The sequence below is a fragment of the Paraburkholderia sp. RL17-347-BIC-D genome (assembly GCF_046027915.1).
Taxonomy (GTDB): Bacteria; Pseudomonadota; Gammaproteobacteria; order Burkholderiales; family Burkholderiaceae; genus Paraburkholderia.
This window is the reverse complement of sequence record NZ_JARESS010000048.1, coordinates 1-12,544: the sequence shown is the minus strand read 5'-3', so window position 1 is coordinate 12,544 and position 12,544 is coordinate 1. Positions and strand designations below refer to the sequence as shown.

10 protein-coding genes are annotated in these 12,544 nt (G+C 62.2%); 8 read left to right on the top strand and 2 right to left on the bottom strand.

Going from position 1 to position 12,544, the window contains the following annotated elements:
- The first annotated feature begins 97 nt into the window (after positions 1 to 97).
- The 6 genes from P0D96_RS38040 (at position 98) to P0D96_RS38015 (ending at position 8,598) form a co-directional block, all read left to right on the top strand.
- Positions 98 to 472 carry a hypothetical protein gene (locus P0D96_RS38040; RefSeq protein WP_408318912.1) on the top strand — a complete coding sequence of 125 codons (375 nt, stop codon included), beginning with the start codon at positions 98 to 100 and terminating at the stop codon, positions 470 to 472.
- A 325-nt stretch (positions 473 to 797) separates the two neighbouring features.
- Complete coding sequence (locus tag P0D96_RS38035) at positions 798 to 1,721, top strand: LysR family transcriptional regulator (RefSeq protein ID WP_132375119.1); 924 nt, start codon at positions 798 to 800, stop codon at positions 1,719 to 1,721.
- 16 nt (positions 1,722 to 1,737) lie between these two features.
- Positions 1,738 to 2,412 (top strand): response regulator transcription factor, encoded by a 675-nt coding sequence (locus P0D96_RS38030; protein WP_408318910.1) that lies wholly within the window; start codon positions 1,738 to 1,740, stop codon positions 2,410 to 2,412.
- Between the two features lie 247 nt (positions 2,413 to 2,659).
- Positions 2,660 to 5,905, top strand: coding sequence for an efflux RND transporter permease subunit (locus P0D96_RS38025; RefSeq protein ID WP_408280163.1), 3,246 nt, complete (start codon positions 2,660 to 2,662; stop codon positions 5,903 to 5,905).
- Positions 5,895 to 7,109: an efflux RND transporter periplasmic adaptor subunit gene (locus P0D96_RS38020; RefSeq protein WP_408181423.1), complete on the top strand. Its 1,215-nt coding sequence runs from the start codon at positions 5,895 to 5,897 to the stop codon at positions 7,107 to 7,109. The genes P0D96_RS38025 and P0D96_RS38020 overlap by 11 nt, the downstream gene beginning before the upstream one ends.
- Entirely contained in the window at positions 7,102 to 8,598 is a 1,497-nt protein-coding gene (locus P0D96_RS38015) for an efflux transporter outer membrane subunit (protein ID WP_408318908.1), read from the top strand. The genes P0D96_RS38020 and P0D96_RS38015 overlap by 8 nt, the downstream gene beginning before the upstream one ends.
- A gap of 98 nt (positions 8,599 to 8,696) precedes the next feature.
- On the opposite strand, the gene P0D96_RS38010 is transcribed toward P0D96_RS38015, so the two are convergent.
- Positions 8,697 to 9,875, bottom strand: a complete 1,179-nt coding sequence (locus P0D96_RS38010; protein ID WP_408318906.1) for a porin — start codon at positions 9,873 to 9,875, stop codon at positions 8,697 to 8,699.
- Between the two features lie 325 nt (positions 9,876 to 10,200).
- Here P0D96_RS38010 and P0D96_RS38005 point away from each other — a divergent pair, with 325 nt between their 5' ends.
- Both P0D96_RS38005 and P0D96_RS38000 read left to right on the top strand, forming a co-directional pair.
- Positions 10,201 to 10,476, top strand: coding sequence for a DUF4148 domain-containing protein (locus P0D96_RS38005; RefSeq protein WP_408181418.1), 276 nt, complete (start codon positions 10,201 to 10,203; stop codon positions 10,474 to 10,476).
- Positions 10,477 to 10,486: 10 nt separating this feature from the next.
- Positions 10,487 to 10,741 (top strand): DUF4148 domain-containing protein, encoded by a 255-nt coding sequence (locus P0D96_RS38000; protein WP_408280157.1) that lies wholly within the window; start codon positions 10,487 to 10,489, stop codon positions 10,739 to 10,741.
- Positions 10,742 to 10,985: 244 nt separating this feature from the next.
- Here P0D96_RS38000 and P0D96_RS37995 read toward each other — a convergent pair whose 3' ends face one another.
- Positions 10,986 to 12,101 carry a porin gene (locus P0D96_RS37995; protein ID WP_408183143.1) on the bottom strand — a complete coding sequence of 372 codons (1,116 nt, stop codon included), beginning with the start codon at positions 12,099 to 12,101 and terminating at the stop codon, positions 10,986 to 10,988.
- Between the last annotated feature and the right edge of the window lie 443 nt (positions 12,102 to 12,544).

Sequence of the window (12,544 nt, the reverse complement as noted above, 5' to 3'; positions counted from 1 at the left end):
TAAACAAAGTTTCATCCGTGGATCGTGCTCTTTAAGGATTCGCCAGACGCGGCAGCGACATAATTTGTGCATCGTGATAGCCGCAAGGAGCCAGCACATGTCGCGCCCCATGAGCATCGAGAGAGTCAACGAATATGGTCAGCACGCGGTTCGCATCGCCATCGCAGACAGCGCCGTGCTGCTCGACGTGGCCGATCTGGACGCCGTGATCGAGCACCTCAGCGTCCTGCGGGCCGGCATGCGCCCGGAAGTGCCCAAGGAGCCGCTGCGCACCCACCAGTACGTGATCGAGATCGACCCGTGCTGGCATGCGGAGAAGCATCCGCTGCACGATGGCGCCGTGCTGTTCCTGCGGCATTCCGGTCTCGGCTGGGCCGGTTTCGCACTGCCCACCGAAAGCCTCGCCAAACTGCACCACGCGCTCACGCAGCAACTGGAAGCGTCGCTGGAAGTACACGGCATGCTCAACTGAAACACCCGCAGGCAGGCTTGTTGCGTTTCACGCAGGACTGCGTTTCAGATCACGCGCGCAACGCGTTACGCAGTCCACCTATACTTCAGTGGCCGCGTAGCTGCGGTTACTTTCATTCAAGTCTCTTTCGCAAGCGCGGCTTTGTCCGCGCTCTTTTTTTGTCCATTGCTTAGTTTTGCTGACAGTTCTCCTGGAATCGGCAAGCCGTTCGCGCGTACAGTTCATGAACATTGCACAAAATTAAAAAAGACTTAATGCACCTAGCAGCGCGGATTTATCCGCCATCGCCGATGATGCACCCATCGCCCTTCTCTACTGTTCCAACATGAACCAGCTACAAGCGATGCGTGTCTTCACACGAGTAGTCGATCTCGCCAGCTTCAATCTCGCGGCGAGACAGTTAGGCATGTCCGCGGCCGCGGTCACGCGCAGCGTCGGCACGCTGGAAGCGCATCTGAACATGCGCCTATTGAACCGCACCACACGCAGTCTTTCGCTGACGGACGTGGGCCGCGAATATCTCGATGGTTGCCGCGCGATCATCGAGAAACTCGACGAGATGGAATCGAATCTGCTGGAGACCACGCGCGACCCGCAGGGCACGTTACGGATCGCCACGCCCATGACCTTCGCCACCGCGGGCTTGGGCGCGCTGCTTGCCGCCTACCGCACGCTGCATCCGCGCGTGGACTTCGACGTGACGACGTTCGACACGCAGATCGATCTCGTGGAAGGCGGCTTCGACGTGTGCTTCTCCGACGACCGGCGCCTCGCCAATTCCACGCTGGTGAGCCGCACACTCACCAGCGTCGACGAACTGACGGTTGCGTCGCCCACTTATCTTGCGCGCAACGGCACGCCACGCGACCCCGCTGCTTTGAACCGGCATGGTCTGCTGACAGTGTCCGACGGTTCGCCGCGAGCCTGGGAATTCGCGGACGCCGACGGCATCTACCGCGTCAACACCGGCAGCGCGCTCACCGCGACCAGCAGTGCAATGGTGCGCGTGGCCGCGCTCAACCATATGGGCATCGCCTTGCTGCCCATGCCGATCATCGCCGACGATCTCACGCGCGGTGCGCTGGTCCCCGTGCTCGAACAGTTCGAGATCAACGGCGGCCCGCGCCAGGTGTCGATTCTCTACTCCGGCCGCAATTACCTGTCGATGCGCGTACGCAGCTTCATCGACTTCGCGGTCAGCCAGTATCGCGCGCCGGACCGCCCGGTTGCACTGCGCGCGGTCGCCTGAAGCGGGCGCACGCATCATGCCCAGGATATTGACGATTGAAGATGACGAGCTGATCGCTCACGACATCGTTCGCACGCTCAGCGCGAGCGGTTTTTCCGTCGATGTGGCTCACACCGGCCGCGAAGGCATGGCGAAAGTGATGGCGGGCGATTACGACGTCGTCACGCTCGACCGCATGCTGCCCGATCTCGACGGTCTGACGATCGTCGCGACCATGCGCGGTGTCGGCATGGAAACGCCCGTGCTGGTGATGAGCGCGATGTCCGATGTCGATCAGCGCATTCGGGGCCTGCGTGCCGGCGGCGACGACTATCTGACCAAGCCCTTCTCGCCCGATGAAATGTTCGCACGCGTCGAGGTGCTATTGCGGCGGCGTCCACGTCACGCGAAAGCTGAAACGATGCTGCGCAACGGCGCGCTCGAACTCGATCTGGTGCGCCGCAAAGTCACCCACCGTCAGCGCGAGCTCGATCTGCAACCCACCGAATTCCGCGTGCTCGAATTCATGATGCGCCACACCGGCCAGGTGCTCACACGCACGATGATTTTCGAAGCCGTGTGGGGTTGTCGCTTCGACCCGGGTACGAATCTGATCGACGTGCACGTGGGGCGTTTGCGCAAGAAAGTCGAGATGCCCGGCGAACGTCCCTTGATTCGCACGATTCGCGGCTCGGGCTATCTGTTCGGCTGACCCAGGCGCATTCGCATTTCTGACGAGCAAGCTTTGGCGCTGCATGCAGCGCCAAAGCCGTTTCAGCACGCCTATCGACGCAAACGCACATCACACGCCGCTTCCTAAAACTAGTTTCATTTGTTTTGTCCGCGCCTGTTAGGGCCCGCTCCCCAGAATGCCGTTACCGGGCCGCGCCATCGACGCGAGTCCCCATTGCCACACGCCCGCGCAGATTCAACCGCGCCTCTGAACGGAGCAGCCTTCGATGTTAAAAATAGTCCGGTTAGCTTTGACCCGGCCCTACACGTTTATCGTGCTCGCGATGCTGATCCTGTTGATCGGCCCGCTTGCCGCATTGCGCACGCCGACGGATATCTTCCCCGACATCCGCATTCCCGTGATCAGCGTGGTGTGGAATTACGCCGGCCTGCAACCGGACGACATGTCCGGGCGCATCGTCACGTACTACGAGCGCACGCTCGGCACCACCGTCAACGACATCGCGCATATCGAGTCGCAGTCGTTTCGCGGCTACGGCATCGTGAAGATCTTCTTCCAGCCGACCGTGGATATCCGCACCGCCACCGCCCAGGTGACTTCGGTTTCGCAGACGGTGCTCAAGCAGATGCCGCCCGGCACCACGCCGCCGCAAATCCTGAACTACAACGCGTCCACGGTGCCGGTGCTGCAACTGGCGCTGACCAGCAATACGCTCGACGAACAGAAGCTCGCCGACTACGCGACCAACTTCATTCGTCCGCAATTGCTGAGCGTGCCGGGCGTGGCGATTCCCACGCCGTACGGCGGAAAGACGCGTGAAGTGCAGATCGATCTCGACCCGCAGGCCTTGCAGGCGAAAAAACTCTCGGCGAACGATGTCGCCACCGCGCTCGCGCAGCAGAACCAGATCATTCCGGCGGGTACCGAGAAGATCGGCCGCTTCGAATACAACATCAAGCTGAACAACAGTCCGCTTGCTCTCGACGAATTGAACGCGCTGCCGATCAAAACCGTGGACGGCGCCACGATCTATATCCGCGACGTGGCGCACGTACGCGACGGTTATCCGCCGCAAGGCAACGTGGTGCGCGTGGACGGGCACCGCGCGGTGCTGATGAGTATTCTGAAGAACGGCTCCGCCTCCACACTCGACATCATCTCCGGCGTAAAGGCACAACTGCCGCGTATCGAAGCGACCTTGCCGCCCGGACTCAAGCTTGTCACGATGGGCGATCAGTCGACCTTCGTGAAAGGTGCCGTCAGCGGCGTGGCGCGCGAGGGCGTGATCGCCGCCGCGCTCACTTCGCTGATGATCCTGCTGTTCCTCGGCAGTTGGCGCTCCACGCTGATCATCGCGGCGTCGATTCCGCTCGCCGTGCTGGCGGCCATTGCCGGGCTCGCGGCAATGGGCGAAACGCTCAACGTGATGACGCTCGGCGGCCTTGCATTGGCGGTCGGGATTCTGGTCGACGACGCCACCGTCACCATCGAGAACATCAACTGGCATCTGGAACAGGGCAAGGACGTAAAGAGCGCGATTCTCGACGGCGCCGCGCAGATCGTCGCGCCCGCGTTCGTGTCGTTGCTGTGCATCTGCATCGTGTTCGTGCCGATGCTGTTGCTCGACGGCATTGCGCGTTTCCTGTTCGTGCCCATGGCCGAGGCCGTGATCTTCGCGATGATCGCCTCCTTCGTCCTCTCGCGCACTTTCGTGCCGATGATGGCGCAATACCTGCTGCGTGCCCATGCATCGGGCGGCCACGCGTCCGGTGAACTGGCCGCGACGATGGACCCGCATGGCGGCCACTCCCACGCCGCGCCTTCGCGCAATCCGCTGGTGCGCTTCCAGCGCGGCTTCGAGCAGCGCTTCGAACGCGTGCGCGGCGTGTACCGGATCGTGCTCGGTCTCGCGCTCACGCATCGCAAACGCTTCGTGACGGGCTTTCTGATCGTGGTGGGGGCGTCGTTCCTGCTCGCGCCGTGGCTCGGCCGCAATTTCTTCCCCGATATCGATTCCGGCGAAATTGCGATCCACGTGCGTGCGCCGATCGGCACACGAATCGAAGATACCGCCGCGCAGTTCGATCTGATCGAGAACGCGGTGCGCCGCGCAATTCCGCCGGACCAGTTGCGCAGCATCATCGACAACATCGGCTTGCCGAATAGCGGGATCAATCTCACGTATAACAATAGCGGCACGGCTGGGCCGCAAGATGGCGACATTCTGATCTCGCTGAACGAAAATCATCGGCCCACCGCGGACTTCGTGCGCACGTTGCGTGAAACCCTGCCGCGTCAATTTCCGGGCACGACGTTCGCCTTCCTGCCGGCCGATATCGTCAGCCAGATTCTGAATTTCGGCGCACCCGCGCCGATCGATCTGCAAGTGGCCGGTCCGAACCAGGCCGCCAATCACCGGTACGCGAATGAAGTCATGCGCCGCATGCGCATGATTCCCGGCATTGCCGATACGCGCATGCAACAGGCGTCGACGTATCCGCAGTTCACCGTTTCCGTGGACCGCTCGCGCGCCGATCAGCTCGGCATTACCGAACAGGATGTCACCAACTCCGTGGTGGCGAGTCTGTCCGGCACGAGCCAGGTGTCGCCGACGTACTGGCTCAACCCTAACAACGGCGTGTCGTATCCGATCGTCGCGCAGACGCCGCAATATCGCATGACGTCCCTGTCGAATCTGAACAACCTGCCCGTGACCGGCAAGAGCGGCCAGGCGCAGATTCTCGGCGGCATTGCGACGATTACACGCGGCGTGGGCAATGCGGTGGTCTCGCACTACGACATCGAACCGCTCTACGACGTGTTCGCGACAACCCAAGGCCAGGATCTCGGCGCGGTGGCGGCGAAGATTCAGAGCATCCTGCACGCGACGGAGAAAGACGTGCCCAAGGGTTCCATCGTCACGTTGCGCGGACAGGTGCAGACGATGAATAGCGCGTTTCTCGGTTTGTCGCTCGGTCTGGTCGGCGCGATTGCACTGATCTATCTGCTGATCGTCGTGAACTTCCATTCGTGGAGCGACGCGTTCGTGATCGTCACCGCATTGCCCGCAGCGTTGGCCGGCATCGTCTGGATGCTGTTCACCACGCGCACGCCGCTCTCGGTGCCGGCGTTGACGGGCGCGATTCTGTGCATGGGCGTGGCGACCGCCAACAGCATTCTGGTGGTGAGCTTCGCGCGTGAACGGCTGGCCGTCACCGGCAACGCCTTGGTCGCCGCGATGGAAGCGGGCTTTACGCGCTTTCGCCCGGTGTTGATGACCGCACTCGCGATGATCATCGGCATGGCGCCGATGGCGCTCGGTCTCGGCGACGGCGGCGAACAGAACGCGCCGCTCGGCCGCGCCGTGATCGGCGGCCTGCTTTGCGCGACGTTCGCCACGCTGCTGTTCGTCCCCGTCGTATTCAGCATCGTGCACCGGCGCGACGCCGCCGCTCACCGCCCTTCGCACGATCACTCTTCTTCCGAACCCGGAGTCCATCATGTCCACTGAGATCGAGATCAATTCGCCGAAACGGCTGCGTCATCTGAAACTCATCGGTATCGTCGCGCTGCTGGCGGCAGCGGGCATCGTGGCGAGCGGCGTTGCCAGCCGCGTGCATGCGAAACAGGAATTGACCACCTGGTCCGCCCAGCAAGCCGTGCCTACCGTAGTGGCTTACACACCTAAGCGGGACCTCGACGCGCAAGCACTGGTGTTGCCCGGCCGTCTGTCCGCCTTCGTCAATGCACCGATCTATGCGCGGGTGTCGGGTTATCTGCATGCGTGGTACGCGGATATAGGCACGCATGTCAAAGCCGGGCAGTTGCTCGGCGAGATCGATACGCCCGACCTCGACCAGCAATTGCAGCAGGCGCGCGCCGATTTGCAAAACTCGGTGGCCAATGAAAAACTCGCGGCGTCCACCGCGCGCCGCTGGACGCAGATGTTGCAGCAGGACTCCGTCTCGCAGCAGGACGCCGATGAAAAGACCAGCGATCTCGTCGCCAAACAGGCCACCGTCGCCGCCAACGAGGCCAACGTGCGGCGCCTCGAAGCGCTCGAATCGTTCAAGCGCATTACCGCGCCGTTCGACGGCATCGTCACGGCGCGCACCACCGACATCGGCGCGCTCATCAATGCGGGCGGCGGCAATGGGCCCGAACTGTTCTCGGTGTCCGACGCGCATCAGCTGCGCGTCTACGTGAGCGTGCCGCAGGATGAAGCGGCCGCGATCCAGCCCGGCATGAGCGCCACGCTCACGGTGCCCGAGCGGCCGGGCGCGAAGTTCAACGCGAAACTCGTCGACACCGACGACGCCATCACGCCGTCTTCCGGCACCTTGCTGGTCCAGCTCGCGGTCGACAATCACGACGGTTTGCTGATTCCCGGCGAGTACACCGAGGTGCATTTCGCGTTGCCGACCAACGCGCACGCGTTGTCGATTCCGGCGAGCTCGCTGATCTTCCGGCAGAACGGTTTGCAGGTCGCCGTGGTCGGCAAGGGCAATCGAGCGGAGCTCAAGCCCGTATCGATCGCGACCGATCTTGGCACGCACGTCGAAATCGCCTCGGGTTTGAACGCCACGGATCGCGTAATCGACAACCCGCCCGACTCGCTCGCATCCGGCGATAAAGTGCGCTTGCAGACCAGCCCGAGCGGCACGAGCGACACCGCCCTGGCCGGCCGACGCACGGTGGAGAGCACTCATGGATAAACGCCGTCTATGCATCGCACTGGCGGCCGCGGCGTTGCTGAACGGCTGCTCGTTCGCGCCGACTTATCACGCGCCGCCTACCAGCATCCCCACCACGTTCAAAGAAAGCGGCCCGTGGCAGCTCGCCCGACCCGCTGACCGCGTGCCACGCGATGCGTGGTGGAGCGTGTATCGCGACCCCGTGCTCGACCATCTGGAAGAACAGGTGGCCGCCGCGAACCCCGACGTCGCCGCGGCGATGGCGCGCCACGACGAAGCCGCGGCCGATCTCTCGCAGACGCGTTCGGGCCTGTTTCCGACCATCGGCGCCGAAGCCTCGGTCGAACGCCAGCGGCAGTCGGATAACCGGCCGCTGCGTGGCGCGGGACAGCCTGCGGTGTACGGCGCCAATACCGTCGACGTCGGCATCGCCTACGACCTCGACCTGTGGGGCAAGGTCCGCAATGAAGTGGCCGCCGGCCGCGCCGCGATGCAGGCCAGCGAGGCCGACCTCGAATCGGTGCGTCTGAGTTTGCAGGCGAATCTCGCGAGCGCCTATTTCAACCTGCGCGGCCTCGATGCCCAGCAGCAACTGCTAAACGATACGATCGACACCTACCAGCGCGCCCTCACGCTCACGCTGAGCCGCCACGCCGGCGGCATCGCATCGGATCTCGATGTATCGCGCGCGCAGACGCAACTCGACACCGCGCGCGCTTCCGCCGACGACATCGCCGCGCAGCGCGCGCTCTTCGAACACGCGATCGCCAGCCTGACCGGTGCGCCCGCGTCCAGTTTCACGCTCGCCGCCGTGACCGACTCTGCCTACTTGCCGTCCATTCCGACCGGCGTGCCGGCGGCGCTGCTGCAACGGCGCCCCGATATCGCCGCGGCCGAACGGCGTGTTGCCGAGGCGAACGCGCAGATCGGCGTCGCCAAGGCAGCGTTCTTTCCGGACATTTCGCTCGGCCTCGACGGCGGCTATCAAAGCGACACGCTCTCGCCGTGGCTGATCGCGCCGAACGAAATGTGGTCGGTCGGGCCGAGCCTCGTATTCACGCTCTTCGACGGCGGCCGCCGCGCGGCGATCACCGATCGGGCCCGCGCCAAGCTCGCGGAAAATGGCGCCAAGTACAAGGCCGCTGTGCTGCTCGCCTTCCAGCAGGTCGAGGACAACCTCGCGCAACTGCATCATCTCGGCGACGAGGCCACGAAACAGAACGAAGCGCTCATCGCTGCGCAACGCACGTTGACGCTGTCGATGTCGCGCTACCGTGACGGCGTGGTCAGCTATCTCGACGTGGTGACGGCGCAGACTACCGAACTCGATACGCAGATCTCGGCGCTGAACCTCAATACGCGGCGTTTGCTGGCTTCCGTGGCGTTGATCGAGGCATTGGGCGGTGGCTGGTCGGCCGACGCCGCCAGGAGCGCCCCTGACGTCCAGGCGGCGCAGGCACAAACGCACGCGAACGCCGCTAAAGCACGCGTTGCCGACGCCGCGGGTTAACGCGTCCCACGGTACATAAAAAAAATCGCCGGCTCATCACCGGCGACTTTTGCGTTTGCGCGGGCGCTCGCGTCGAGCGGATAGTCCGCTCGCTTCGCTCAGAACCTGTGCCGCACGCCGACGGCCACCACGGCCTGCCGGTTGTTCGAAGAGGCCGCCAGCGAATAGATCGAGGCATTGCCGAGCACCGCGATGCCGTCCGCACCCGACACGTGCTGGTAAACGCCTTCGAGATACAGATCGGTGCGGCGCGACAAGGCGTAATCCGCTTGCAGCATGAACTGATTCCATTTCGGCGAGACGCTCTTGCCCGCGTCGCTGAAATGTCCGTCGGTAAATGTATAAGAACCGCCGAGTGTAAACGCGGGCGTTAGCGCGTAGCGGGCGTTCAGCTCGTAATTGTTGAAGGTCAGCAGATCGCCATTGAGCGTGGAATAGGCGCCGCCTTGCATGATCTGATGCGGGTCGTCGAGCATCGTACGCGTGAAGACGAGGCCGACCGTCGCCGCGCCGAACGTATAGCGCCCCGCCGCGCCGAGAATGCGTTGACGCGCGCCGGTGAAGGTCGCATCGCCGTCGCTGCTGCTCACCGCGCCACCCGTATTGGCGGGCTGATTGACGCCGCCCGGCTGGTTGATCTGCAGATACGCGACGGCCAGATTGAACGGACCGCCCGCCCACTGGGCGCCGAGGCTATAGGCGTTGTTGTTGCTGAAGCCGCCCGCCGCGTTGCTGAACGCGTAGGCGCCGCCGACCGTGAGACCGTCATAGGTCGCACTGCGGAATTTCAGCGCGTTGTTCATGCGCAGATCGTTGTTGAGGTTGTCGTTATCGAACGGGTGATCGGCGATATTGCCGCCGAAGCCCGAACCGGTCGCCGACAGCGGCGCGACGAAATCCACCAGAAAGTCGTATTGCCGACCCAACGTCACAGTGCCCCACTGCTTGCTCGCGATACCCACCCATGCTTGCCGGCCGAACTCGTCCCCGCCGTTGGAGAATTTGCCGCTGTCGATATTGAAGCCGTTCTCGAGATCGAAGACCGCGCTCAATCCGCCGCCCAGATCTTCGTTGCCGCGCAGGCCCCAGCGATCCGTGCTCACGTTGCCGCTTTCCATCATCCAGTTGCTTTTACCGCCGGCGGCCGTCTTCTGATTGCTGATGTAGTCGAGACCCGTATCGAGCGTGCCGTAGAGCGTCACGCTGCTTTGCGCATGTGCTGCCGCACAGAAGGTGCCGGCCAGCGCGACGAGTGTGGTTGCCAATGCTTTGTTCATGTTTGATTCCGGGTAAGAGAAGGCGCCGGCCCGCGCATTGTCGGACCGATCCCGCACACCGTGCGGGTAGCCGCAATGTAGATAGACGCGGTGACACATCCGTGATCAAAACCAGCCGTTTCATGAAACGTTTTTTATCTTCGTGACATGCATCCGGCGAATGCCTGATTCATCGGCTCACGGACGCTCGAACGGATAAATATCTTTTCATGCACACACCGCCGATCCGCTAAAGCCGGTTGACTATCCTTCTCATCAACCGATCCACGAATGCAGTGAGATTCGCGCATCGGCCCATCCAACTTGATTTGTGAGGATTACGAACATGAAATCTCTGTCGCTCGCCATCGCTTTCATCGGCGCTACCGCAACGGCTTCCGCCTTCGCTCAATCGACCACGACACCGACCCAACAGCCCAGCGCACCGTCGATGCAGGTTGCCGCGAATAGCACCGCAGCGATCAATGCCGCCGGTTCGTGGGTTCCGCCGTATGGCCAGGCCACCGGCGAAAAGACGCGCGCGCAGGTCTATCGGGAACTGGTACACGCAGAGAAGGACGGCCAGCTCGCGTATCTGAACTCGACGATTTACGCGCACTGAGACGCCTGCAATGCTCGATCTCCGACCACGCGCCACTCTCGCGCTGCTGCTCGCCACCGGCCTCGCGGCCGCGGCCGCTTCGGCCGTCGCCGCGCCGCCGGTGGGCGGCACGCTCAGCCGTTCCACGACGCTGTCATCCGCTGGAAAGTGGAGTTCGCCGACCGCCACGAACGATCACGGCAAGACGCGCGCTCGGGTCTACCGCGAATTGATCAAAGCCGAGGGTGACGGTCAGATGAACTATCTCAACCAGCTCTACCGTTAATCGCACCACCCTCTTCCTCACCGACGATATCGATGACTCTTCGCACCGCGATCAAACGCTCCGCGCACTTCGCCGCGGCCGCTGTCGCAGCCGGACTCCTGTTGTCCGGCTGCGCGACGACACCTTCGAGCACTGCCGACAGCTGCGTCGGCCCACCCAGTTACTGCAACATCTACTTTGGCTCCTAAAAGGAAGAGCGCGCTACCCTCGCGGATAGCGCGCTCTTTTAATGACTGCTCCGATTCTAGAACGAGTGCCGCACGCCGACTCGGCCGACCACCTGTTTGCCGTTGGACGACGGATCGAAGCCGGCAATCTGCGCGACTGCGCCGCCGCTTGCTTTCTGCAGCGCGGCGAGTGCATACACGGCAGTACGTTTCGACAGTTCGTATTCCGCGCTCAGATTGAGCTGCTGATACTTCGGCTCCTGATTGGTGGCGTGATCCCGGCCATCCGTGTAGGTGTAGCCTGCTGCGAGATTGAGCTGACTAGTCGCGGCGAAAGTGCCGGCGATTTCATAGTTCTGGAATTTGACGTCCTGACCCGCGTCGCCCTGCTGGAAATTGACATTGGTAAAGTTGCCCATGACCTTGAACTTGCCGAGTTGATACGAAGCGCCGGCGGCAAAGATGCCCTGACTACGCGCATTGGCGAGAAAGTTGCCGTACACGGCATTGGTAAATCCTGGGCTGTTCTGATAGCTCTGAATCGACTCCTCCGGATCGTTGACACGCAAATAGCCCGCACCAATGGAAAACGGCCCATTCGTATACGCCGCCGCCGCGCTATAAGCCGCATTATTCGAAAACTGCCCTGCCTGACCGCCAAACGAATAGAGCGCTTCGCCGGTAAATCCGCCGATGGTGGGACTCTTGTACTTCACTGCATTGCTGATTGCAAAGCCGTTATCGAGGTTATCCATGTCGTTGGGATGGGAGAAATACCAGCCACCGTAGCTATCGTTGAGCGAGAACGGTTCAATGAGATCGACCACGGGATCCCACTGCCGCCCGAGGGTGACGGTGCCGACCGTCTGACTGGCGAGACCCACATAGGCGTTACGCGAGAACGCGAGCCCGCTGCCGAGACTACCGTTAGTCGAATTGAAACCGCTTTCGAGATCAAAAATAGCGGACAGTCCGCCACCGAGATCTTCTTTGCCTCTGAGCCCCCAACGGCTGCCTGCGCTCACACCGCTGGCCATCTGATAGAGACGGCTGCCGTTGACGTTGCTGGCGAAATCGATACCTGTGTCGAGGAGCCCATAGAGCGTGACGCTGCTTTGCGCGTGTGCCGACGACGCGATACCGACGCAAAACAGTGCCCCGACCAGTTGCGCCAGCTTCATCTTCTGATTCATGAATCACCTTCCATTTAATTGAGGATGCCTGAAAACAGCGACCGCATTGCAATGGATGCAGCCACGAGACGAATATATCCAGATCAGAAAACACCGCCCCTGCAAGACAGACTTTCAATAAATGCGTTGGATTTTCATGCCCCGATCATTGACGGGAGTGCATGAACGGGTCGAGCAAGCAGAGGGAACGAGAGAGAAGGAAGAAAAAGCAACGAACGCGTCCGCATCATGGACGCAGCAAACCAATTGGTTTAGAGAAGTACCGCGACGGCGCGCGCAGCGCCGCCGGAAGAATGACTGCTGTGTCACGAACGCGGAATGTGCGAGAGCACGGATTCCAAATGCACCACTACCTGAGATGCGCGGGGGACCCGCTTAAAGGCTAGCGGTGTAAAGCCGCTTTCTTTGCCTACTTTCTTTGCGGCAAGCAAAGAAAGTAGGTG